Here is a 24,832-nt window from a genome sequence, read left to right as displayed (position 1 = left end):
AATCTATGGATGAATTTCAACAGATAATGAACCATATTGGAAATGGTAATAATTTCTTATTAAGTGGTGGAGCTGGTAGTGGAAAGACATATACTTTAGTTCAAGTTATTAAAAAATGTATTGAAGACTTTCCTACTTCAAAAGTTGCTTGTATGACATATACCAATGCAGCTGTGAAAGAAATTGAAGAAAGAGTAAATCATAAAAACTTAAATGTTACTACAATACACGACTTCTTATGGGATAATATAAAGCATTTTCAGAAAGAACTAAAACAAAGTCTTATTGTTTTGGCTAATGATGATTTAATTACCAGAATTAATATTTCAAGTGTTAACCCAGTTCCTAATGATTTTTTTGATGATTTAGAAAAAGGAATTCAATATAAAGAGTATTTACGTTTGCAAGAAGGTATAATATCTCACGATGAATTATTGATATTGGCTAATCACTTATTTAAAACATACCCAAAACTAAATGACATACTTAAAGATAGATTTAAGTTCATTTTTGTAGATGAATATCAAGATACTAGCAAATTGGTAATAGAGATTTTTTTAGAGCATTTTGAATTAAGTGATAAGAAAAATATCGTTGGCTTTTTTGGAGATGCAATGCAATGTATTTATGATAACACGGTTGGAAATTTAGATGAATATAAAGGAGAAAATGATAATAAAGTTCGAGAAGTTCAAAAACAACAAAATAGAAGAAACCCAAAACTAGTTATTGATTTGGCTAATAGACTAAGAACAGATGGCTTAGTGCAAACTGAATCGGATGATGTAAAAGCCCCAAATATGAATGAAGAAGGAGCTTTAAAAGATGGAAGTATTCAATTTTTATACTCTGACAATAATAATATTCAAGCGGTAAAAGAATATCTAGATTGGGATTTTAGTGATTCAAAAAATACAAAAGAACTTAATTTAACTCATAACCTCATTGCAGATAAAGCTGGAATTAGAAACTTAATGAATATCTATAATAGTGATGGTTTATTAAAATACAAAAATCGAGTTCGCAAATACATTAAAGATAATGGAATTGATGAAGATTTCTCTGCTATGACTTTTGGAGAAGTTTCAGATTTTTTAGTAGATGTAAACCCTACAAATAGTATGCAACGGTTTATTGATGATAATCCAGAATTATATAATGTCGCTAGGAATCAAAATTGGGATGTTTTCTCAAAGATATATGTAGATAAAGACCAATTACTTGATGATAAGAAACAAAGTGAAGATGATGAAAACAAAAAAGGTTCAAAAAGAGATGCTTTAATTAGACATTTGTTTAAAATAGAAACTAATATTTTTCTCTATTCTAACAAACGTTATAATGAATTTTTAAGAGCTACAGATTATAGATTTAGCATTCGAAGAATAGAGGACAAAAGAGTTTTAAAAGCAAGTATCGAATCATTAATTAATGTTGGACAAAAAACTATTGAAGAAGTAATAAATGAAGCTAATGAAAATGGTGTTTGTTTAATTGATGATAAATTAGAAAGGTTTAAAATTGATAAGGAGTATTTGTTTAACAGAGTTAAAAATGTAAAATATAAGGAGTTCCAAAAATTATTTATTTACTTAGAAGGTTTTACTCCTTTTTCAACTCAACATAAAACTAAAGGAGCGGAGTTTGATAATGTATTAGTGATTTTAGATAATGGAGGATGGAATAATTATAATTTTAAGAACCTCTTTTTAGTTGCAGGTTCAGAATCTGTACTAGAAAGAACTCAAAAACTATTTTACGTTTGTTGTACTAGATCTAAAGAAAAATTAGCTATCTATTTTAATTCTCCTAGCGAAGCTGTAATTACCAAAGCCAAAGAATGGTTTGGAGAAGAAAATGTAATTCCTATTTAATAAAAATTTATTGCATCCTTTTCTAATTGCATATACTATCATTTTATCTTGATGCAATCTTTCCTAAACTCAATTTTAAGCTTTCTTTGTTATCATTTTCAATCTCACTTTATAAAGCTATTATAATTGCTACGCCCGTAAGTTTCCGTTAATCGATTCTATCCAATGTATTAAAAACACTTATTTCTACCTAAACTAAAAATAGGGTATTTATACGCTGTTTTATATTTTACTTATACTCTACATTTGACTTAACCAACTATAAATCAAGTAATAAAATACTGATTTATTGTTGTTTACTTGGATTGTTTTTACTTGTTAAAAACAATCTATTAAAGACCGTTAACCCCTTATTTGTACTAAACTAACACTATTATGACCAAAGCAGAATTGAACAGCCCTAATTTTACTTCTATTATAGCTGAACCCGTTTGGGACCAAGAGATTGAATACTTTTTTGATGAACAGGATTATAATTGCATGATGCATGCCGATGGAGATAAGCAACAATCCAGAACCATAGACCTTAAAAGCTATACTGAGGTTAGTGCCTTGAGTGCTAAAATATATTATTATGTGTATTATAAATTTATGCCGATGGGTAAAACCAAATGGAATAACGATAAATTATTTTCTTTTAGGAATTGGCTTACTCATGGTTGTCCTAAGAATACAGAAGATTTAGAGACTTTTAAAACAAAGCAAGCTGCTATTTTAGAGGATACTAGTTTACGCCAAAGAAAAAACGTTAATACTTTAACAGCGCAAGAACAAAACACACTTATTAAAGCCTTTCAAGGCATTATGGATTTGCCTAAGGATGATCCTAATAGTTTTTATACTTTGGGAGGTCTGCATTGGTATCCTGGTGTGACTTATTGCGAGCATCATATCCATCCGTTTTTAGCTTGGCATAGAGCTTATATCCTTCAGTTTGAAAACGCTTTACGTACTATACCAGGTTGTGAGGCTGTGACGCTTCCTTATTGGGATATTTCTGACGATACTTATCCAGAGTTATTTTCTAAAGCTCCGTTTATTGCTTCAGATCCTAAAGTTTCGGGGTCGACCTCTTCTTACCAACTTCCGCAAGACTTTTTAGAGGCTTACCCATTTGAAGTTACTAATGGGTCTTTAAAAACCGATGGTAGTATTATCCGTAATTCTGCTGCCATTTACAATACCCAAAAATGGAAGTATTTTAGAGATGCTACACATGATCCGACTAATACTAACAAGATGTTTTTGGATAAAATCATACAATTACCCACATGGAATGCTTTTAATGGATTAGATAAAACAGGACAATTTGTGTCTGGATCTGAGACCTTAATGCATGCACATGATATGGTGCATGATATTAACGGAGCGACTACTGCTAACCAAGATGTAACTGGTTTTGAACCTGTGTTTTGGTTATTTCATGCCAATTGGGATCGCTTAATGTGGCGTTGGCAAAAACTACACCATACAACCAATGTTGCTGATTTTAAAAAGAATGTGCAAGCTTGTGGTGATAGTACCGATTGGATTGATGGTATTGGATTAAATAATATGGATCCGTTTACAACGTCTTTAGGGCTTACTGTAGACCAAACCATTGATTTAAATGCTATGGGTATTAATTATGTTGAGCCAGCTTTACCATTGACCGAACCTGAAGACTATATTGCAGAGGAGTTGTCTTTACAACGTGTCTCTAATAAAGGACAATCTAAATCCAATGCTTTTACGTTAAGTGAATTGTCCTATGTATCGCTTAGGGTTAAGGATGTGAATCGTTTAAAAATACCTGGTTCTTTTACAGTGTCTTTGTATTTGGATGGCGCTTTGCAGCAAACCCGTTTCTTTTTACAAGCTACTAATCCTGGTAATTGTGAAAACTGTGTGAAACAAGCCTTAGTGAGTTTTGATTTTGTATTTAAACATGAACAACTATTACAAGCAAAAGGTAAAGTAAAAGTTGAAATACAACTCTCTAATGGTCAAACGGATGGGCAACGACCTGTTATCCCGTTTCGTACTATAGGGCAGCCTACTATTAATATACGTCTGGTACATTAATCACCTGTTATTTAGAGCTTAATTATATGCCAAAGGATTAGCTATACACATGACATGATTACATCCTTTTTAAACTGAAACCTAAATCCAACCTTATAATATTATTACCTATGAAATCAACCATTTACTTAAAATCGCTTTTTACGATTACGACCCTTCGCTTATTTTGTCTATTGCTTATTGGATTGATTGTGTCCTCTTGTAATGAGGTACATTATGAAGGCATCCCTTCACCAGTTATTTTTACACCTAATTTACCTGTAGATGTTGATCCTGTATTACAAAACGAGTTAAAAGCAGCAGGTGATATTTACCAGTTAAATCAAGCTTATAACCTTTATAGTTGGCAGGCTTTAATTGCTATTAATTGGCCAATGACCGATGATGGCATCCCAAAACCTAAGTTTACAGACGCAGGATCACCTGCTTGGTTAGGATGGAAAGAAGCTTTTCAAGTATATAGGGAAGATGGACAACAACCGGCAGCTTGGGGTAGTCCAAGAATACAAACTGGTTTAGGATTAACTTCTAGTTTGCTTAAAGACAGCGATTCTAGAGTGATATTAAGTACTAGAACTCCGACACAACCAGCACATCATAATCTAGCAGATGAAACGGATCAGGCATTTGCAGGTAAATTATTTGATCAGAATGGAGAAGTTGTTGTTTATGAAGTATTAATGAATGAAGTGGAGTTTGATTACATTGTAGCAAACAAACTGTATAATTTAAACGGTCAATTAGAATTTACTAAGACCCAAACTGAAGCTAATTTCCCAAAGGGAAACTATGATAATGGCACACTTGGCGCTACAGAGATAAAACTAGCATGGCGCGTTTTTAAGTCTACTGATTTGCATCAAGACCGTTATTTAACAGATGAGGGTTATATTATTGATGAAGTTACAGGGCAACCTAAGCAAGTGCGTCTTGGTTTGATTGGTTTTCATATTAGTCAGAAAACACCAACCGGTAAGCAATGGGTATGGTCTACTTTTGAGCATATAGACAACTTGGATGAAAATGTTATTATAGGTGCCGATGGTAAGACTACCGTTATACATCCTACACTGACAGATCCTGATTGCGAAATTTGTCCTGTTAATGTTGATGCTACTAATGGCAACAGTACCTATAAGCACCAAAGTTCTGAGCATAGTGACTATTGGACAATAACAGGTGATACAAATAACTATTATGCTGCATCAGATACCATGAAAACGCAATCTAAGCGCATGGTGGATATTCCTGTTAGGGTTAGAGAAATTAATAGAAAGATGCAAGATTATTTTAAGGCACAAGGTAGTGTTTGGCAATATTACCAATTGATTGATACACAATATCCTTTGGACCAAAATGCAAAACCTGCTACAAGTACTGCAACAGCATACCATTTACCAGAAAGTGTGATTAATAAGTCGGGAGGAGTGCCAAATATAGCTTACCTGACTAATATTACTATGGAAACTTTTTTTCAGGATGGTAATCAAATTGCGGGACTTATGGAAAACTCGACGTCTGAAGGGACTGTTTTACCATTAAGCATCTTTGGAACCGAAAGTTGTATAGGTTGTCACTCTAGTGCTGGTATTGCTGTGTCCTATGACAGCACAACCTCAGCACCTAAATTTGGAGGGCAATTGTCTGGTGACTTTAGTTGGTTACTTAAAAGAGCCAACTGGGATATCTCGTTACCAAAACCAACTGTTAAAGCAGAAGAATAGTATCACCTTAAAACCGTACTTTATATGGCACCTTTAAAAACAACAACCTGCGCTTGTGGCTCTGCAACTGATTTAAAAGAAACACCTGGTCAAGGCAGTAAAAAGATTAGTGTTTTAAATGGTATATCCGTTGTGTTTTTATTCTTTTTTCCTAAATGTCCACTGTGTTGGGCAGGCTATGCGTCACTTTTTAGCTTTATAGGCTTAGAGCGTATTGATTATAATGCTAATTGGCGATTTGTTATTATTGGATTGTTATTGATTGGTAGTTTTTTAATATTGCGGAAGCATTATTTGAATAAATCATGGTTAAACCTTATGTTTTACGGTTTAGGGCTTTTTATTTTACTTCTTACATCTATAGCTAATTTAAGTGCGTCCTTTTGGCTTTATATTATTCTTTTTTTAATACTGTTAAGTAATTTTTCTAAGCAGACTAACCATAAGCTAATTAAGTTTTTTAGACTTCCTTCTTTTTTTTGGGGCTAGAGGAGGAGGAGGTGGTTTATAGCTTCTATTTGTTTTTAAATAAATGATTGACAAACTATTATGATTAGGCGTCTTATATATACAAGCTTTGGTTGTGAAGATGAATCACTACTAGAATATTTAAAATATAAGTCGTTATTTAGTGCGTATATTTATTATATTACTGACTTTTTGTATATACATTAGTACTAAATAGTCCCAATATAATAGTATGAGGTTAAAATTTTTAAACAAACGAAAGTTCTGGTTGCGGTTTATTGCTTTAATAATCTTAGTACCGTTACTATTTTTTAGTGCAGTTGTATTATATATTTATTCAGAACAAGATGAAATTATTCAAAATGAAATAGCTGTTTTGAATACTCAGCACCAAGGTTTGATTACTATTGGTGACACCCACTTATCGCTTTTTAACAACTTTCCGGATATTTCTTTTAAGGTCGATGATGTAAAGATTTATGAAACTAAAGACACTAAAGTAACTCCAATTCTTGAGGTTGCAGACATCTATACAGGTTTTAATATATGGGATATTATAAACGGAAACTATACCATTAGGTCGCTAATTATAGAAGACGGTTTTTTTGATATTGTGGTACATAAGGATGGTACTATTAATCTTCAAAATGCTTTAGACTCATTAGAAGACACAGAAACATCAACCAATGATGACTTTGCCAATATCCAACTAGAACGTATTAAATTACAAAATCTTGACATTCATAAAAAAGATGAAACTGAAAATACAGATTTAGAAACCTTTATATCTCAAGGAAAAGGAGGGTTTGAAATAAATAAGGACTTTATATCTGGACATATAGATACCGAGTTTGAAATGAATTTGATAGATAATGGTGATACCACTTATGTGCGTCATAAGCATTTTGAGCTTCATACCGATCTGACACTTAACCAAAATACAGGATTGCTAACCGTTAAACCTTCAGGTTTAAAAATGGAACACGGTGATTTTAATATTGAAGGCACTATAGATACTAAAAATGATGTAGATCTTGACCTTTCTATAAAAGGAACCAAGCCCAATTTTGATATGCTAATTGCTTTTGCACCAGAGGATGTTATTCCTGTTTTAGAACGCTACCGTAATGCCGGAAACATCTATTTTAATGCTATGGTTAAAGGTCCTACACTAAACCAACAAATGCCCTTTTTTGATGTGCGTTTTGGAGCTAGTGAGGCTTTTCTTGAAAATACAGATAAGGGTAAACGTGTTGATGATATGGGGTTTAGTGGTCATTTTACTAATGGAAAAGACCGACATTTACGTACCATGAAATTCTCTTTAACAGATATGACTGCCAAACTAGATAAAGGGACGTTTTTAGGTAATCTTGTTGTTGAAAATTTTGAAGCGCCAGAAATTAACATGCAATTAAATGTAGATTTTAATCTAGAGTTTATGGCTAGTTTTCTTAATCTTACAGACATAGACAACACGTCTGGTAATGTGTCGTTAGAAATGAATTTTCATGATATTATTGATATAGACCATCCAGAACTTGCGCTTAACACCCTTAATCAAGCTTATTTTACAGAGCTAAAAGTGAGCAATCTAAGTATCTCCTCTGCAGATCTTCCTGCACCATTACAACAACTTAATGCGCACCTTATCATGAAAGGTAAACAAGCCACGCTTGATCAATTTGATATGGTATTAGGTAACTCTGATGTATCCATCACAGGATATTTATCTGATTTTCCTGCTGTTGTACATCATACAGATACTCCTGTGGATGCACATTTAGACATTACCTCAAACCTCCTTGATATTGCAGAGCTTACACGATATTCTGTAATAGACAGTACAGGTGTAGATGAACAGATTAAAAATTTAAGTACTGGTTTTTCTTTTAAATCTTCGGCTAAAGCCTTTACAGAGTCTAAATACTTGCCAAAAGGCGAATTTTTTATAGATAGTCTTCATGCCCAACTTAAACACTATCCGCATGAATTGCATGATTTTCATGTAGATTTTCTTATTGGTGAAAAAGACCTGAACATTGTAGATTTTACAGGTTATATTGATGATTCAGACTTTCATTTTAATGGACAAGTTTATAATTATGGTTTTTGGATGCAAGACCAACTTAATGGAGATGTAGATTTAGATATAACGTTAACCTCAGATTTATTACGATTAGAAGATGTTTTTACTTATCAAGGCGAGAATTATGTCCCAAAAGAGTATCGTCATGAAGAGTTTGAAAAACTAGTCTTACATCTTAATTCTAGTATGCATTACAAGGATTCTGCATTACATTCTATAGATTTAGATCTTGATAAACTAGATACTAAAATGCATTTGCATCCTTTACGATTCCAAAATTTTAATGGTCGTTTTCATTATGAAGATGAACATCTTGTGATTGAAAAATTTAATGGTAAAATAGGACGTACAGTTTTTGGAATAGACCTTAATTATTATTTAGGAGATGATGAAGCTATCAAGAAACGTGACAACTATCTTGCTTTGCAAGCAAATTATATAGATTTTGATCAGCTTTTCAATTTTAATACTTCAGCTCCAACAGACACTACAATAACAACTACTAAAACAGATACTGAAACTGCAGATGTTAAAGTGCACGCAGACGCTTTTAATTTGTATGAATTACCCTTTACAGATATGACCTTTGATGTTAATGTTGGTCATTTTATATATCATCGTATTGATTTACAACATATTGATGCACAATTTAGAACGACACAAAACCATTATATCCATGTGGATACTTTTTCTATGAATGCAGCTGGAGGTAACTTTAAAATGTCAGGCTATTTTAATGGAAGTGATCCAAAACATATTTACATGAAACCAGATTTAGTAACAGAGCATGTTGATATAGATAAACTACTGTTTAAGTTTGAAAACTTTGGGCAAGATCATTTAGTGTCTGAAAATTTAAAAGGTACGGTGTCTTCACATATTACAGGAAACATTAGGGTGTATCCTGATTTAGTACCAGATTTGGATCAATCAGAAATTCATATGGATGTCGAGGTCTTTAATGGTAAATTACAAAATTATGACCCTATATCTATGTTATCGGATTATATGGGTGATAAAAACCTTAGAAACATAAAATTTGATACCCTTAGGAATCATCTAGATATTACTAATGGACGTATAACCATACCTAACATGACTATTGAATCTACACTTGGACATTTTGAGTTTTCCGGTACACAAGATAGTGATCATAATATTGAATATTATGTAAGAATCCCATGGAAAACAGTAAAACAAGCCGCACGTTATAAATTATTTGCTAGAAAAAATGATAACGGTAATACAGAAGACATGGAGGAGGAAGATATTATAGAACTTGATCCTAACAAAAAAGTACGCTACCTTAATATTAAATTACATGGCAGCATGGATGATTTTAAAGTATCCATGAAGAAGGCGAAAAAAACTGAAACGGAATGACTTTAAGTAATTAAATGTCGATAGAATGACAAACTATATTTGAAATCTTAATTGAGATACAAGTTATTAATACCTTCTCAGTATAATAATTATACTGAGAAGGTTTAAGCTTATTAATATATGTTATGCCTCAAATACACTTAGTAATTTGTTTTTAAGCTTTTCATCTGTTCCATTTTGTTCAAACAATATATCTAATGCTTTATTTGCTTGTGTTTTGTAATACGCTATATCTTCTTCGGGATTCTCTTTAATTAGTGTTGTAAAGGTATTACATGCTTTGTTTATCTCTCCATTTACTACGTAAGCGGTTGCTAAGTATTCCCAAGCATACAGTTGACTATATGAAGATAATTTGTTGTAGATAGACGTTAAATGCTCAGTGATTTTTAAAAACTCTGGATAATTTGGTTTATCATTTTTATAGACTAAACATAGATTTAGAGTTCCCGCCTGTGTAGGCAAGATTTGGTAACAACGTCTCCACCATTTCTCTGCATTGTCATAGTCCTTTAATCTGCCATACCATGAGCCTAAATGATTGCAAGCACTTTCATGTTCTTGAATTGCCTCTTTTATTTTTTTAGTTTTTCTTCCTTTAAAGGGTATAATATCTTCTAAATAGGGCTCTAAACTAGCTATAGCAGCTTTACTGCTTGCTTCTTTACTTCCGCCTTCATCTTCCACTCTAAATAGTATTTTTCGTGCTTTAAACAGTTCTTTACTAATATCACTTTGGCTTGGGTAATTGACTAAAGGCGTCAAACCAATTGCCTTAAAAAAGCTTATACCTGGTTCTGTAATTGCTTTATTCCAAAGGGATAGTAACAATTTTTTATTTTCGTCTGTCGTTACAAAATCTGCAATGACTTTTTCACGAATTGAAGTCTCTGGTATAACTCCTTTATACATTGGTATTGTGCTTTCCTCATTAAAATCACCAAAACATTTTAGATAAACAGAAGCGCCTTTCATAAAATAGGGTTTAAGGTCTGCGTCTGTTAACAGTTTTTGACCTACAGTTGCTAGAACAGTACAATGTTGAAACAGCTCGAAGTCCGTACTATATTGGTAGTTATTTTCCCATGCTTTATTGATAAGTGGAGGTCCCCAAAGGTCTTTAGCATTTTCTAAAACGTCACTAGGAGCGGATTCGTCTATTTTATTTTTTAGCACTTTTAACTGTGCTTTAGAATAGATACCTAGTGTGTAATCAACAACTACAAAATCATCACCATCATCATCATAATCTAAGTATTGGTTTCTTAAAAGTGCTATTTTTTTTATAGACTCTTTTTCATAATCTACTATTTTACTTACAAACAACGTTTTATATTCCTTAAAAAGTATTTGGGTCATTTCTTCAAACCATTTCATGTCTTCTTTCATCTTAGGAATTTATTAATGTTTTGGTTAATCTTTATTTAGAGTGTAAATATAATTTAAAATGCACATCCATTTTATCCCTGAAAACCGTGTGATTTAGAACTGTTTTATTTATTGTTATTCCGTTAACTAGTTAAAAGTCAAGTATAATTATAAATATACTTTCCAGTTTTTTATCTATTTAATTATCTGTTTAACATCTTACTGTTATCCATTTATTACGACTGAATTATTATATACACCCTATTACATAGCCAGTAATTTGGTCCTCTTTTATTACACCTGAATGATAGTAATAGGCACAGATATAGGGTGTGTCACTACCTATTATAAAATCACACATAAACCGCTAGAAAATAAAAAGGGTTAATTAACCTAATTAGAAAAGGTTAGACACCTAATGGTTTTTAACTAATTAAAAATGAACTTTATAATCTGTAAATCAAGATGGTTTTAGATGAAGATAAGTATCCCTTTTTGACATACTAAAACTTATAAAACAAATGATTAAAATATAACTCTATTCTATGAAAACAATCCTTATTCAATCTATTGGAACAGCTAAACCCGGAATTACTAAAATCTTAGCAGATGCATTTGAAGTCAATCATCAATTATTAACACAAATGATTTATAACGCACCTAGTGTGTTTTTACATAAAGTAGATGAAGCCACTGCTGATAAAGTAAACGGTATGCTTACTGAGTTAGGCTTAGAAGTATTGGTTCAGAACGCTGATGTTGCTATTCCTGGTCCTGCTGAAAAACTTGACTTAGCCCTTTATATAGATGATCCACTTAACATTCAGAATATAGCACAACAATTGTCTGAGTTTATGGGCATCAATAACAAAGAAGCATTTGAATTGTTAATTCAGGATCCCTCTGTAGTACTTGGAGGTGTTAGTAAAAATACCGCTATAGCACTAGAAAATAGAGTAGATGCAGAAGTTATAGTAAGTACCCCTTTAAAGGCTACTTATACTATATTAGTTAAAGACTACACACCAACTTTTATTAATGAGTTTAAGTTATTATGTCAAAACGCTGGATATACATTAGACCAGAATAAAATAACGGGACTTACCCATAAAGAGGCACAAAAGCTATGGACTAAAGTACAGGACCCTCAAAAAATAAAATTAGTTAATGAAGATTTTATACGCTATAGAATCATTCTGAATGCTTTTGATGCCAACAATGAAGCCTCTGTACAATTCTTAAAAGAACAGATAGGTATGCCTACAGAGTTAATTGGCAGACTAAACGATTATTTACCCCTTGAAATTGTTGAAAGCCTTTCTAAATGGAAGGTAGAATCCTATTTAGAATTAACAACAGCAGCTGCTTTAGACTGTGAGAGTCATGTAAATTCAGTAGATAGATACCAGTTACAAATTCAAAATATCACACAGAAAGAACAAGTAGAACAAACATTGGATCTATTTTTTAAGACTGTAGACATTAAAGATACCAAATGGCAAACTCCAGAAAAGCTAGACAGTGTGCTTAATCGTTTACTATCTAAACAATTAGAAGCCTTGGGTTGTGATGTAGAACCTATTTATAGTTAAGCCCTATGGACAATACTAATTTACATTACAATATTGCAGAACAAGGTAAAGTATTTGCCACACAAGGTAATCACAAAGAAGCCTTGAGGCATTATAAAGAAGCGTTGCGCATGTCTCAACAGATTCCTCAAGCGGATATATTCTTTCAGCATTACAGTCAATGTGCAATGGAAAGCTTGGAACAGATGAAATCCTACCTAGAGGTGATTACATTTTGTGATAAATGCATTGCCTTTATGGAGTCCAAAGAGGACTTACAAGCGCATCCTGTTTTTATGAAGTATTTAGCGTCCTTATGGGAACGTAAAGGCATACAGTATTTATACCTCAACGATAAAGAAGAAGCTATAACTGCATTTGAAAAAGCAATAGCCATCCAGAAGCCTAGTAAAATCCCTTTGGCTCAAGAACTACATAATTGGTGTAAAAGAGGCTATACTATTAGTCATCAACAAATAGAAGGCCTTAATAAAAAGCATCACTATTATATTGTTAGAAAAGACACTATAAACTCTAAAATAGCAATAGAATTACCAGAAATGATCAATCCATTATAATTAAACAACATATGTCAAACGTAACAAAAATTCAAGAAGGAGCAGCAGTACTACAACAAGTAGATGTTAGTGATATTTTCACTTCCTTAGCTATGGGTATAGCAGATGCCCAAAAGAAGTTAGATGATAATTCTATCGCTCAAATCACAAAACTAGCCAATACCACATTAGGTGATAAATCGCTATTAGAACTGGGTTTTGCACCAGCATTCTATAGTTTTACCTATGCAGATATTAGCGCTAACATTCATTTAAAAATGAAAATGAAAGACGAGTTTGCGCTATCTGTACAAGTGGACGCCACTTATAACTCTGGAAAACAAGGAAAAGACAATTATAAAAACGTTGAAAAAGAGAAAGCATTTAATTCTGAAAAGAGTAGTTTTAAATCATCACGAAAGTTTTTAATGAAAAGCAGTACCAAGAATGCTGTTGTTATAAATGACAATCATTATAAACTAGATGAAAGTATAGGTATTGTTTCTAGAATAGATGAGTTTCATTCTAAAATTATCCAGTCACAAGATGTAGAACGCTTAAACTATTCGGTATTACAACAATTTGTTACTCGCTATACACCTTCTACAGATTTTACAATACTAAAGATTACAGACTATTTAGATGTTACTGTCATTAATGACGGAACAACTGTACTTACTTTAGATACTGATCTTTCTACTACATTTTCAACTTCTGGTGGAGTCTACGGTTTTTCAGGACAGCTAATTTATGGTTCTACAGTAAGTCCTAAGGATTTAGAATTCCATTTTGGATTTGATAAACGCATCCTCAATTTTAATTATGCAGAAGGTACAATAGACAATGCAGGAAAAGACGCAGAGTTTGAGGCATTGGCTTCTATTTTAAGAGAAGATGATACTGCAAGTATTGTTATTAAAGGCTATACCGATAGTAGTGGTGCAGATGCCTACAATATAAATTTATCTAAAGACAGGTGTGAAGCCATGCGTGATTATCTAGTAGCCCAAGGTGCTAGAGCCACACAAATACAGATTGAACCGAAAGGGGAAACTTTAGCTAGAGCCAATAGTGGTCCTGATGACACTAAAAATGAGGTGTTTAGAAAAGTAAGCATCGCCATTACTTCTGGAGCAGATTATATTTATTTTAGTTCTGAGTTAAATGGAGCTACTCCTGATACTGGAGCTAATTACTTTATCACAAATTCTAATAGTAGTCTTGAAATCTCATCATCAGCAGAAGATATAAGCGACTATTGGACAGAAGAAAGACATGGTATTGACTATTACCTAGATAAAGAGACTCAGATAGAGTTTTCTGCTTATTCCAAAACAAGCGAATCCATTAATATTTCAAAAGAAGAGGAAGAAGGCTCAGTAGACGAAGTGAAAATAGCACAAAGTGAAAGCACTAGTCAATTATTATCTGATAATAGTGGTAATTCTAAATCAGATCAAACTGTTGCTTTAGGATTGAATGTTGATTTACGCATGTCTAAGCAATTTGAAATGTCTGTAGAGGGTAATTCGTCTATGTCGGCACGTATGGTTGCGTTACCACCACCAGATGGATTTTTAAAGTACGTAGACTCTCTAACTGAATAATTATGGGAGCTATAGCCACTATAACAAATTCAATAACCAATGCGCCTTTACATCAAATGATAGAGCAAATGGGTATATCTGTTGCCAATGCACAAGCTGCCTTAGATGAGAACTCTATTAAAACGCTAAAGGCACTTGCAGAAAAAGGTGTTGAGATTAATGGAGAAACTACCAATTTATTATTACTAGGATTTGTACCCACTTTTTATGCCTTTACTGAAGCTAGTTTTGAAATGAAAATGGAATTTTCTATGGCAGAATCAGAAGCTTTTTCGGTAGGTGCCAGTGTGGAAGCCGATTTTGGTATAGTAGCCGCATCAGTAAGTGCGTCCTACAGTCGTAAGTTTGATCAGTCAGCCAGTGGCTCTTCTAGTATTGCAGCTAGAATGGTGTCGCTACCACCACCAGAAAACCTATTAGAAAAGTTAAAAACTATCAAACCAGAATTATAAACACAGTCATACAATACACATAAATAACAATTAAACATTAAAAGATGAATTTACGTAACAAACCAAGAATTGGACAGGAATTACTAGATGTGCCGATGGGCAGCATGATTCAGCAAATGGCTATGGCTATAGCCGAAGGACAAATGGCATTAGATGCCAACTCTATAGACGTAGCAGAAATGATGGGAGGACTTAAAACCATTACAGATGATGAGGGTAATGTGACCTTTGAAGACAGTCGTGTCTTTTTTGGCCAACAAAAGTTTACATCTACACAAGCTGTTACCTATTTAAATAGTGGAGAAGCCTCAGTCTATGAGCAAAACAAATTAGTAGAGGACTTAAAAGTAGGCGCTTCTTCTGGAGCATTAGCAACAGAAGCTGATGGTGTTTATACCCTTACAACAGCAGGAACAGGGTCATCAGTAGAGATTAATGTGCCTAGAAGACTATCTATGATGGAGTTAGGGTTTACACCAACCTTTTATCAATTTGTAGATTCTATTATAGAAGTAAAAATAGCTATTAAGTATACCCAAGAAGGTTCTTCAACGGTTGATATTAATCGATCAACCACTAATAAAAGTAGTCGCGGTGTTGGTGGTGGAGTCGCTAAGTTTTTTGGTAGTCCTAATGCAAGTAAAAGTACTGTTAGTACCTCTCAGGTTAATGCTAGCTACTCACAAAAATACAGTTACTCTGCAGAAGGAAGTAGTCTATTGAGAACCAAACTAGTTCCTATTCCGCCACCAGCAGTGTTGGAAGAAAGAATTAGAAAGATGATGGACGAAGAATTTACAGAAACACCAGCATAGTAATCAATAGATAAATTAAATACGATCTTATGAACATAGGTAAAGAATTATTAAACGTGCCATTTCCGCAGATGATTAAAAATTTGGGAGTTGGTATTGCTGAGGCACAATATGCCTTAGACAAAGTATCTATTCGTATTGCGCAAATGATGAGTGGTCACAAGCTTAATGCAGATGGTGAAATGGAGAAAGATGACACTGCCTTAATCGTATTAAAAGAAGGAGAGTCGGGTGTAAGTTTATTAGCTTTAGGCTTTACACCCACTTTTTATCAGTTTGTGGAGTCTTATATTTCTATAAAGATGGATATGCGATTTCAAGAAGACCGAGATTTAAGTCTTTCGGCAGAAGTCAAAGGACGCTATAGTACCGGTTTTACAAATGTGTCTGCCGCAGTGAACGCTAGCTATTCTCAAAAATACCAATTTGAAGCCAGTGGAAGTTCGGAGCTTAGAACTAAGCTAGTTACTGTGCCTGTTCCGGTTATATTTGAAAGTCGTTTACAAGCCTTATTAAAAGAAGACACTGGTAGTTAATCTTTTAAATTACTATACTTTATGGCTAAAAATTGGAAAACATTATTACCCAAAGCACCAGAACAAGATTCGGCTTCAGCATTGGATTTAAAGGCATCCCTTGAAGATTTAATACAGGTTGATGAGACGCTTAAAAGCTTAATTAGCGAGCGTGAAGCTTTGGAGCAACAGATGAAAACGTTGAGTGGAGAATCTGATGTTACAGACACACCAGCTAATAGCCCTTTTGAACAGCCCATTGACTCCTTTACAACCAAAAGGAAACAAGACAAAAAGCAGTTTGAAACCAAACGCCAATTAGAAGACAAAATTGCAGCCAAAAAACTAGAGTTTAAACATTGGGAAAAGCAAAGGAACGCACTTAAATTAAAAGTTATTAATGTCAAAAAGCAAGTGGCACGCACTAAGGCTTTTAAAAAGGATTTTAAGACTGATGATTTTGAAGCCAGATGGAACAAACAACGAGAGACTTTTAAAGCTAGAGCTTATAAAAAACCAAAAGATTTGTGGTCCAAACACAGAGATACACCCAAAGCTAATTGGGCAGAACAGCGAGACCAACCCAAAGCACCCATTGTAGCTAAACTAAAAGATGGGGTAGACAGAACAACGACCAAAAAAAGTAAACCAAAACCGAAATCAAAAACAATAAAAGACCGATGGGGAGAATTAAGAGATCAACAAAAAGAGGCTAAAAAACTAAAGGCCAAGTCCGAGAAAAAATGGGATGACTTTCAAAAACAATCTTTAGTCGATTCTTTTGATGTGGTACCTAAGGAGGCTAGTGATGACTTTAAGTCCTTTGAAAACGATTTTAAAGCATTAGCACAACAAGAAAAAGACGCTTTTGAGGAGAAACAACAACAGTTAAAAGATAAACTAAAAGCCAAAGCGAAGGCGACTAAAACCTCATTAGCTAATCAGAAGAAAAAAGAGGCTAAGCAGCAAGAGGCGAAAGCCCAACGCCAACAAGACAAACAAGCCGAAGCGCAACGAGAAGAGGACAGAAGACAAAGACAGATTAAATCCAGAGAGGAGAAGAAACAAGCGCAAAAGCGAGAACAACAACGTGAAGCACGAAAAGAAGCACGTCAAAAACGTAAAAAAGACAAATACGCATAATTATGAGTCAAGCAAATAATAGCTCTTTAGCATTACATGACATTTTATTATCCATAGCAGATAGTCTTAATGTGGCACAGCATCAATTAAGAAATATGTCACCTTATGACGAATATGGACGACCAAATACTTTATACCAATTGCCTTACTTGGATTTCTCTTTAGAGGTGATTAGTGAAGTTGTAAATGAAACCGAGTCTACACCATCATCTAATGCACGCCTTGCTAATCCTGAGGTTGCACAAACTGCTGCCTTTACAAAAAGCAATGTGATGACGCAACAAAGTCATCAAGCCTTAATGTATAAATTACCAACTACAACACAAAACAAAACTAGTAACGACAGTGCTTCCAATAAAATTACCAGTACCATTTCTGGTCGATTTGTTGCTGTAATGCCCAATGAAGGTGTTCCTCAGGTCTTTATTGTGATGTCTGCTGAACAAATTTCGGCAACAGCCTACACACTAAAAGTCACGTTAACCTATGCTACTAATGAGCCCGTTGTAGGACAAAAGGTAGAGATCAATTTTGATGAAGCGACCTCATTAGCCTTAAATGATACTGCAACTAGTATCACACCACCATTATTTTCGCCATCCAAAGAAGGTTTTACCAATGGAGCAGGCGTTTATGAAACCAACATAAGCATTGCCTCAGGCGATGTCAATAAAACGATAATTTTTGTAGCCAACAGCGGAACTATTTTTACCTCTGTAGCTATTAGCAACACCTAATCTTATGCCACTCAGTAAACTAAAACACATACGCATTAATTTTTCATTATTTGATGAAAAGAATAAGCCCAAAGCCAAATTACCTATATTTATTCAGTATTATGAGGTTACAAGCAATGCCTGGATTTCTATTTATGTCGCCGATATTGTTAAAGGGGTTTTAAGTATAGAAGAAACGACCAAGTCCAGAGCCAAAGCTTTATTGTCTTTTTTTAAGATATTAAAAAACAATCAGATCCCAGAACTGCGTATTATTGCCCAGAAGGATCTTTATAAATTAGAGCAATTTCAGGTTTTAACGTCCTTATATGCTTTTCATTTTGATGAAGAACAGAGTGTCTTACATTTTGATTTTGGTACTGCTTATTTGTTACCAGAGGCTATACTAAAAGAGCAACCAGGGTTTATGGATTTTATAGTTGTTACTTCGCCATACTCGTTTGCGTACGACAACCAACTGCTTGATAAATCATTACAACAATGCATCACTAAAACTAAGACGTTAGAAGGACAGTTAGCCAAATCTAAAACGCAATTAACTGCAAAGCAAAAGCAATATACTGAGGTTAGCAATACGTTAAAAACTACGACTAAAACCCATACTGATTTAAGTCAAGCGCATACTGCTTTAGAAGCTAATTATGACCTTTTAAAAAATGACGCTAACGCCTGCCAAGAGGAAAAGGAAGCACTGCAAGCTGCATTAGACGAAGCACAACAAGCACTAGAAGTATTACATCAAGCAAATACTAAATTAAAAACACAAAATGAATCCCTTACAACTTCTTTAAATGAAGCTAAACAAGACATAGAGCGTTTAGCTTCTTTTGAAGACAAGTACCTAGCGTTACAACAAGAGTTTGACGCTTTAAACGGAAATTATACCGAGAGTCTCCAAGCGCTAGAGCATTGTGCCAAAGGGTATACTGCTTTACAAGACACCAATGCACAGCTTAAAAAAGAACACCAGAGTTGTTTAGAGCAATTAGAGATTTGTAGTGCAGAAAAAGCACAATCTGACAAGGAACGCTTGGAAGCTTATGCCACGCTAGATGCGCTAAACACCAAATACAAAACTACTGTAGAACAGTTGGGCCTAAAAAATACTGAAAATGAACAGTTGCAATTAAAAATAGACGAGTTAAGTAAGGACGTCGCTTTTGATTTACGACCTATGCCAGTAAGTGGTGTGTATACCAACATTGTTAACGAGATACAATTAGCAGACAACTTAAATACTAGTGACTATAAGCTGTCTAATATACAGTTAAAAATTAAGTCCTTGGTTAATCGTGATCAAGAGGGTGTTAATTTGCAGTTTTTAAATCATGAAACTGCCAAGGAGATTAATGGAAACTCTATTAGTGAAGTGGTTTTAGACATAGAAAGTGCACCAAGACCCGTTACTACACCAGGTACGCTACCTAATTTGCTTGGGTTTACAGAAACTGCTGTAAGACGCATTTTAAACAACTTAGGCTTACGATTAAATCCTGTTTACCAAAAACAGAGTACTGTGCCATCAGGAGAGTCTTTTAAGCAGAGTCCAGCATTAAACAGCACGATACAAAACAATCAATTAATCACTGTAATATTTAGTAAAAATGAGTAATCCAATCCAACAATTTAGTGACCTATTATCGGGACCGTTAGGCGAATTAATAGCCTCTATAGGACGAGGTGTAGGCGAAGCACAATCTGCATTAGACGAGGGCTCTTTACAGCAAACCTTAGCGCTTTACAGTCTAGACAATCCGCAAGACGCTACGACACCAGATGCTGACACTGCGGATGCTGCTAGCGTTACCGTTACTGACAACCAACGCATGTTGGAATTGATTAGAAGTATTGGTTACCAACCTACGTTTTATGTGATACCAGAAACAGAGGTAGAAGCCAAAGTGTCTTTAACTATGGATCTTTCTAATACGCAAAGTGCCCCTTTACGACAAACCTACCAGAGCAGGAATTATCGCGCTAATGTGACTCCGCTTAATGCTAACAATATTAACCAGTACAGCCTGAATGCTAATGCAGCAGCCACTTTAAAGTTTAAGATTGTTCCGGTACCACCACCAAGTGGTGTTGCAGAAAAACGTATTATGCCACAGCTTATTGGTAGAGTTTATAACGATGCTACTATAGGACTTATGGCCTCTGTAGGATTAACTTACACCTTAGATGAGGACTCGCAAACCTTATTAGACGAGAACCCAACTATATCTTTAACTATAGCCAACCAAAATATTGCTACCCAAAGCATTATTGATATTGGTACAGCCATTATACTGACCTTACAACAACAGTAATTAGATAAATATACTGCACCTTACTATGGTGTGTTTGGATTAAAGTGCCACCAATACACTTGTGATGTGTTAGTTATTGCCCGATTTTTTTTAACAATTTTCGGGCTTTTTTATATGCCACATATACATTAGCGTTATATGGTATTTTCTGTTTGTTTTTGGTGATTAGTTGCTATTAGATGCATCCTTTTTTGAGGTTATTGTAGGAGGGAAGTGGAGCGTGTACTTTTTGTTTTTTAATTATTGAGGTGCACTCTGGTGCATTACCATGAACTATCTATGGCTTTACTATGGAGTATCTATGGAGTATCCATGAAGTATCTATGGAGTAACCCTTGCTTAAAATTACAGGTATTTGCGTTTTTTAACATTTTTTAGCATTTAGAGGGGTAATAAGTTGTTTAAATTATTCGTTATTAAGGTATTGCAAGTGTGCACTGGTAGTTTTTAGGATGGTGTGTAGGGGAATGGTTGGTTTGTTTCTTGAGTTTTTATCTACAATGTTGGTTAAACATTTTTTGTATGAAGCTACTATTGTAAATAAATTAACTATTTGATAAATAGCTATTTAAATAAAAAACCTTATATTTGAAATAGTTATTTGTTATTTACAAATAATTAAACTCTCCCTTTTAAGAATAATACAATAGTAATTTTTTAAATCTACCCAATATTGGGTGTATTTTGGTTACAGTCTTTTATCTAAATTGTTGTATAATTTTAAAGCTTTTACAAATGAAAACTATTTTAATTCTGTTATTGTCTATTTCATGTTCCTTTGTTTATTCTCAGAATGATGAAGATTCTGTTTATTATTTAACTCGAACCATGAGTTTAAAAGAATATGATTTCACTACAAATACACCATCATCTAAGACAATTATAGCTCAAAAAGGCTGGCGTTTTACAATTGACCAACCAGATACTAGTGGCTATGTTATTAAATTTTTGAAATGGGATGATGAGGACAACCCTAAAAATCAGACAATTTATGCGAAAGTCACAACAACGCAAGTCATAAGTAAAAAAGGGAATACTATAAGTAAAAATGAAGAGATCATAAATTATTATCATATATCAAATAGCGATTTTAGTGATTTTACTAAGGAATTTACAGAAGAAGATCCATCACTTAGTTTTGTTACTGGAGCGATTACAGTTCCTATAAAAATTAGACCTAGTGGTGATCAAATCGATGATGAAGGAAATAAAACTAGACCTTTCGATTTTACTGGTGATATTAATATTGGGGTGTCTGTTGGGTTAAGAATAAGACTTGACAAAAAAGGTGTAGGCTTTTTAATACCCTCAGCAGGAATAAACCTAACTTCTGTAAGTATTGATGAAAATACAGTTAGAAATGACATAATAACCTCTAAAACTAATGCATCATCCCTAACTCCATTTATTGGTATTATTGGTGAGTATGACAATTTCCAAGTTGCGCTTATTACAGGCTGGGATAGATTATCTGGTAAAACAGGTGAGAATTGGATTTACCAAGGAAAACCTTGGTTTGGAGTTGGCTTAGGTTATAATATTTTTAATACGAGCAATAACAATCCTAGTAATAACAAGGATGAATAATTTTTTTATTAGGATATTGAATTCATTTTTAACTATATTACTATATGTTATAAACGATAATTAAATTACTCAATATCTATAATTAAACCATTGATGTTTTAGCCGTAATCCCCTTTAAATTAATTATTTACAACAATAGACTTAAAGACATTATATCATAAATTATGTCAAATATCACTATTAAGCTAATTATTATAAAACGTACTATGATTTATTGCGTTATCTAACTTGAACTTGGGTTAAAAACGAAAGTTTATAACATCATTTCCTTTATTTTATCTTCTAAAAATTTACTCTACAATGTTAATGGAACACTTTTTTTACGAAGCGCCGATAGGAGAGTAATAATATATTTGAGGAATGCATCACATAAATAAATTTATAATTAAAAAATAGAATCTTAATATTTTAATTTATCTTACAGTTTTATATTTAATATGATAAACAAAATTTCATTTAAAGGGTATAAATCTTTTAAAGACAAAACAGAGTTAGAGATAAAACCTATAACTGTAATCTTCGGAAAAAACAGTTCTGGTAAAAGTGCTATAGTAAAGCTTCCTACATTAATAGAGGGTTCCATTTCAGGAGAATTTGATGAACCATTTATGTACATAAATAATAAAGTAGAGTTAGGAGCTGATTATAGGGATTTATTCTATAATAGAGGTATTCAAGAACAACTAGATATTGGTTTAACAGATGGGAAAATCAAAATCGAAATTGAGATTATAAATGCTCCAGATAAACCAGTTATAACAGAATGGAGAAGTTTTAATTTAGAAAATTCAGATAATAAAAATATAATTACTACAGAAGAAATTGATAAATCTAGAGGTAATTTGTTCTCTGGTTTTTTGCCTAAAGCGATATCAATCAAACTTAGAGAAGTTTTATCTTTAAAGACAGACTATATAGGTCCTTTTAGGCTATATCCTCCAAGAGTGTTTCATTTATCTGGAAGAACAAATTTTGAGAGAATTGGTAATAAAGGAGAAAATGCATATCAAATTCTAGTTAATAATGATTCATTAGCTTCTGAAGTAAGTGATTGGTTCAAAGCAAATTTTGATGGATGGGAACTTTATGTAAATAAAGTTGAACCTTATTATGAAATTAAAATAAAAAGAGAGAATTCACAAAATGAAGGTGTTAATATTGTCGATGTAGGACAAGGAATGAGTCAAGCTTTGCCTATAATTGTTAAAGCTCATATGAAGAGCTCAGAAGAAACCTTAACAATCTTAGAGCAACCAGAATTGCACTTGCATCCAGGCGCACATGCTAATTTAGCTCAACTTTTGTTTAACTCTACACAAAATTCAGGTAACAAATATTTAGTTGAGACTCACTCTAAAAATTTTATCCTAAGGTTGAGAACTCTTGTTGCAGACAAAAAAATTGATAAGCAAAATATAAATTTATATTATGTTTATTTTGATGACGAAAAGGATTCAAGTTATTTAAAAAAAATTGAATTGAATGATTTAGGTGAAGTAGATTTTTGGCCTGATAATGTTTTCGATGAAAGTTTTGATGAAGTTAAAGCATTAATAAGAGCTCAGAATAAGTTTAAATAAATGATTGTAAAATTAGCATCGCCATTATTTTTTGATCCCAATTATTTCGAGGAAATAGACGGCTTTTTGAAATTATTTATCGAAAATAGATATGAATTATTAGTTGACAATCCAGATATAACTGAGAAAGGTTGGATTGAAGGAGTAAGACCAACATCCGCAATACAAGATTTTATAAAAGAAGCTTTAGTTAATTCTGTTAATTTAGGTAAAGAAGATGTTTTGTTAAATGAAAATAATGATATTGAAAATAAAGTGTATTCCCTAAAAGATGGAATGATTTTTCTTTCGGGTTCTGTTTTAATTTTTATGGAAAATGCAAATAACGATCAAAAATTTATAAGAGGCATTTTACAAAAAATTGAAACAGGAGAAAAAGCTTTTTCATTTTACAAAAAAAGATGGCTTGAATTTAGACATTGTGGAGGGAAAGACGATATTGTAAATCAAATAAATCAAGAATTAAGAAAGTATCGAAACGAAGAATTAGATAATTGTAATTATTTAAAAGCAATTGTTATTTGTGATAGTGATAGAAAGTACCCAAATGAAACTTTAGAACTAGATAAATTAATAAATCATTGTACTGATAATAAAATTAAATTACATGTTTTAGAAAAGAGAGAAATAGAAAATTATATTCCATTAGAAATGTTAGAAACTAATGAGAATATAGATAAAAACAAAGTTAATTCATTAAAAGAATTAACTCCTGAACAACAAGATTTTTATGATTTAGAAAAAGGTTTTAATATTGATAGTCGTAAAAAACTTCACCCTTTATTTGAAGATATTTCTAATGAAAATTACCGACATTTAATTAAAGGGTTGCATACAACTAAATTTAGAACTAAGACAGAATTACCAAAAATGTTCCTAAGTGAATTTCTAACAAAAAAGATGTTATTAGATAAATGTAAACATCAAAATACCCCTAAAGAACTTGAGAATATTATTGAGAAGATAAATGATTTATTATAACTTTGTAT

At 33.0% G+C, this 24,832-nt stretch carries 19 protein-coding genes; 18 read left to right on the top strand and 1 reads right to left on the bottom strand.

Features of this window, described 5'->3' with window-relative positions:
- Window positions 1–5 precede the first annotated feature (5 nt).
- From ITB9_RS15540 to ITB9_RS02950, 5 genes are all read left to right on the top strand, one after another.
- On the top strand, window positions 6–1,874 hold the full coding sequence (locus ITB9_RS15540) for an ATP-dependent helicase (RefSeq protein ID WP_054851081.1): 1,869 nt from the start codon (window positions 6–8) through the stop codon (window positions 1,872–1,874).
- 375 nt (window positions 1,875–2,249) lie between these two features.
- Window positions 2,250–3,938, top strand: coding sequence for a tyrosinase family protein (locus ITB9_RS02965; RefSeq protein ID WP_054851080.1), 1,689 nt, complete (start codon window positions 2,250–2,252; stop codon window positions 3,936–3,938).
- A gap of 110 nt (window positions 3,939–4,048) precedes the next feature.
- Window positions 4,049–5,662 carry a hypothetical protein gene (locus tag ITB9_RS02960; protein WP_148638349.1) on the top strand — a complete coding sequence of 538 codons (1,614 nt, stop codon included), beginning with the start codon at window positions 4,049–4,051 and terminating at the stop codon, window positions 5,660–5,662.
- Window positions 5,663–5,686: 24 nt separating this feature from the next.
- Window positions 5,687–6,151 carry a hypothetical protein gene (locus ITB9_RS02955; protein WP_054851078.1) on the top strand — a complete coding sequence of 155 codons (465 nt, stop codon included), beginning with the start codon at window positions 5,687–5,689 and terminating at the stop codon, window positions 6,149–6,151.
- A gap of 211 nt (window positions 6,152–6,362) precedes the next feature.
- A complete protein-coding gene (locus tag ITB9_RS02950) occupies window positions 6,363–9,602 on the top strand; it encodes an AsmA-like C-terminal region-containing protein (RefSeq protein ID WP_054851077.1) in 3,240 nt (1,079 codons plus the stop codon).
- Window positions 9,603–9,725: 123 nt separating this feature from the next.
- Here the strand turns inward: ITB9_RS02950 and ITB9_RS02945 are convergent, their stop codons facing one another.
- Window positions 9,726–10,991: a hypothetical protein gene (locus ITB9_RS02945; RefSeq protein ID WP_054851076.1), complete on the bottom strand. Its 1,266-nt coding sequence runs from the start codon at window positions 10,989–10,991 to the stop codon at window positions 9,726–9,728.
- 524 nt (window positions 10,992–11,515) lie between these two features.
- Between ITB9_RS02945 and ITB9_RS02940 the strand changes: the two genes are divergently transcribed.
- The 13 genes from ITB9_RS02940 to ITB9_RS02880 all read left to right on the top strand — a co-directional run bounded on the left by ITB9_RS02940 (window position 11,516) and on the right by ITB9_RS02880 (window position 24,824).
- On the top strand, window positions 11,516–12,562 hold the full coding sequence (locus tag ITB9_RS02940; protein WP_054851075.1) for a hypothetical protein: 1,047 nt from the start codon (window positions 11,516–11,518) through the stop codon (window positions 12,560–12,562).
- Window positions 12,563–12,567: 5 nt separating this feature from the next.
- On the top strand, window positions 12,568–13,119 hold the full coding sequence (locus ITB9_RS02935; protein WP_054851074.1) for a tetratricopeptide repeat protein: 552 nt from the start codon (window positions 12,568–12,570) through the stop codon (window positions 13,117–13,119).
- 11 nt (window positions 13,120–13,130) lie between these two features.
- A complete protein-coding gene (locus ITB9_RS02930) occupies window positions 13,131–14,705 on the top strand; it encodes an OmpA family protein (protein ID WP_054851073.1) in 1,575 nt (524 codons plus the stop codon).
- Window positions 14,706–14,707: 2 nt separating this feature from the next.
- The gene (locus tag ITB9_RS02925; RefSeq protein ID WP_028290010.1) at window positions 14,708–15,157 is read left to right on the top strand and encodes a hypothetical protein; all 450 of its coding nucleotides are present in this window, start codon (window positions 14,708–14,710) and stop codon (window positions 15,155–15,157) included.
- 44 nt (window positions 15,158–15,201) lie between these two features.
- Complete coding sequence (locus ITB9_RS02920) at window positions 15,202–15,972, top strand: hypothetical protein (RefSeq protein WP_148638347.1); 771 nt, start codon at window positions 15,202–15,204, stop codon at window positions 15,970–15,972.
- A gap of 56 nt (window positions 15,973–16,028) precedes the next feature.
- Window positions 16,029–16,508, top strand: coding sequence for a hypothetical protein (locus ITB9_RS02915; protein ID WP_222829361.1), 480 nt, complete (start codon window positions 16,029–16,031; stop codon window positions 16,506–16,508).
- Between the two features lie 21 nt (window positions 16,509–16,529).
- Window positions 16,530–17,630, top strand: coding sequence for a hypothetical protein (locus ITB9_RS02910; RefSeq protein WP_054851071.1), 1,101 nt, complete (start codon window positions 16,530–16,532; stop codon window positions 17,628–17,630).
- 2 nt (window positions 17,631–17,632) lie between these two features.
- Window positions 17,633–18,367, top strand: a complete 735-nt coding sequence (locus ITB9_RS02905) for a hypothetical protein (RefSeq protein ID WP_054851070.1) — start codon at window positions 17,633–17,635, stop codon at window positions 18,365–18,367.
- Window positions 18,368–18,371: 4 nt separating this feature from the next.
- Window positions 18,372–19,979: a PASTA domain-containing protein gene (locus tag ITB9_RS02900; RefSeq protein WP_054851069.1), complete on the top strand. Its 1,608-nt coding sequence runs from the start codon at window positions 18,372–18,374 to the stop codon at window positions 19,977–19,979.
- Window positions 19,972–20,676, top strand: coding sequence for a hypothetical protein (locus ITB9_RS02895; RefSeq protein WP_054851068.1), 705 nt, complete (start codon window positions 19,972–19,974; stop codon window positions 20,674–20,676). Before ITB9_RS02900 ends, ITB9_RS02895 begins: the two co-directional genes overlap by 8 nt.
- Window positions 20,677–21,504: 828 nt before the next feature.
- Complete coding sequence (locus tag ITB9_RS02890) at window positions 21,505–22,263, top strand: hypothetical protein (protein ID WP_054851067.1); 759 nt, start codon at window positions 21,505–21,507, stop codon at window positions 22,261–22,263.
- A 437-nt stretch (window positions 22,264–22,700) separates the two neighbouring features.
- A complete protein-coding gene (locus ITB9_RS02885; protein ID WP_054851066.1) occupies window positions 22,701–23,843 on the top strand; it encodes a DUF3696 domain-containing protein in 1,143 nt (380 codons plus the stop codon).
- Window positions 23,844–24,824 carry a hypothetical protein gene (locus tag ITB9_RS02880; protein ID WP_054851065.1) on the top strand — a complete coding sequence of 327 codons (981 nt, stop codon included), beginning with the start codon at window positions 23,844–23,846 and terminating at the stop codon, window positions 24,822–24,824.
- Window positions 24,825–24,832 lie beyond the last annotated feature (8 nt).

Origin of the sequence: Olleya sp. ITB9, from assembly GCF_001315805.1 — a bacterium.
Classification (GTDB): domain Bacteria; phylum Bacteroidota; class Bacteroidia; order Flavobacteriales; family Flavobacteriaceae; genus Olleya; species Olleya sediminilitoris.
The sequence above is the reverse complement of the archived record's forward strand: the minus strand, read 5'-3'. Positions and strand labels throughout refer to the sequence as shown.

Coding starts and splice junctions, on each gene's coding strand:
- ITB9_RS02945 (WP_054851076.1), bottom strand. CDS start 10,991: ATGAAAGAAGACATGAAATGGTTTGAAGAAATGACCCAAATACTTTTT.
- ITB9_RS02965 (WP_054851080.1), top strand. CDS start 2,250: ATGACCAAAGCAGAATTGAACAGCCCTAATTTTACTTCTATTATAGCT.
- ITB9_RS15540 (WP_054851081.1), top strand. CDS start 6: ATGGATGAATTTCAACAGATAATGAACCATATTGGAAATGGTAATAAT.
- ITB9_RS02890 (WP_054851067.1), top strand. CDS start 21,505: ATGAGTTTAAAAGAATATGATTTCACTACAAATACACCATCATCTAAG.
- ITB9_RS02960 (WP_148638349.1), top strand. CDS start 4,049: ATGAAATCAACCATTTACTTAAAATCGCTTTTTACGATTACGACCCTT.
- ITB9_RS02955 (WP_054851078.1), top strand. CDS start 5,687: ATGGCACCTTTAAAAACAACAACCTGCGCTTGTGGCTCTGCAACTGAT.
- ITB9_RS02940 (WP_054851075.1), top strand. CDS start 11,516: ATGAAAACAATCCTTATTCAATCTATTGGAACAGCTAAACCCGGAATT.
- ITB9_RS02895 (WP_054851068.1), top strand. CDS start 19,972: ATGAGTAATCCAATCCAACAATTTAGTGACCTATTATCGGGACCGTTA.
- ITB9_RS02950 (WP_054851077.1), top strand. CDS start 6,363: ATGAGGTTAAAATTTTTAAACAAACGAAAGTTCTGGTTGCGGTTTATT.
- ITB9_RS02880 (WP_054851065.1), top strand. CDS start 23,844: ATGATTGTAAAATTAGCATCGCCATTATTTTTTGATCCCAATTATTTC.
- ITB9_RS02910 (WP_054851071.1), top strand. CDS start 16,530: ATGGCTAAAAATTGGAAAACATTATTACCCAAAGCACCAGAACAAGAT.
- ITB9_RS02935 (WP_054851074.1), top strand. CDS start 12,568: ATGGACAATACTAATTTACATTACAATATTGCAGAACAAGGTAAAGTA.
- ITB9_RS02905 (WP_054851070.1), top strand. CDS start 17,633: ATGAGTCAAGCAAATAATAGCTCTTTAGCATTACATGACATTTTATTA.
- ITB9_RS02900 (WP_054851069.1), top strand. CDS start 18,372: ATGCCACTCAGTAAACTAAAACACATACGCATTAATTTTTCATTATTT.
- ITB9_RS02920 (WP_148638347.1), top strand. CDS start 15,202: ATGAATTTACGTAACAAACCAAGAATTGGACAGGAATTACTAGATGTG.
- ITB9_RS02925 (WP_028290010.1), top strand. CDS start 14,708: ATGGGAGCTATAGCCACTATAACAAATTCAATAACCAATGCGCCTTTA.
- ITB9_RS02930 (WP_054851073.1), top strand. CDS start 13,131: ATGTCAAACGTAACAAAAATTCAAGAAGGAGCAGCAGTACTACAACAA.
- ITB9_RS02885 (WP_054851066.1), top strand. CDS start 22,701: ATGATAAACAAAATTTCATTTAAAGGGTATAAATCTTTTAAAGACAAA.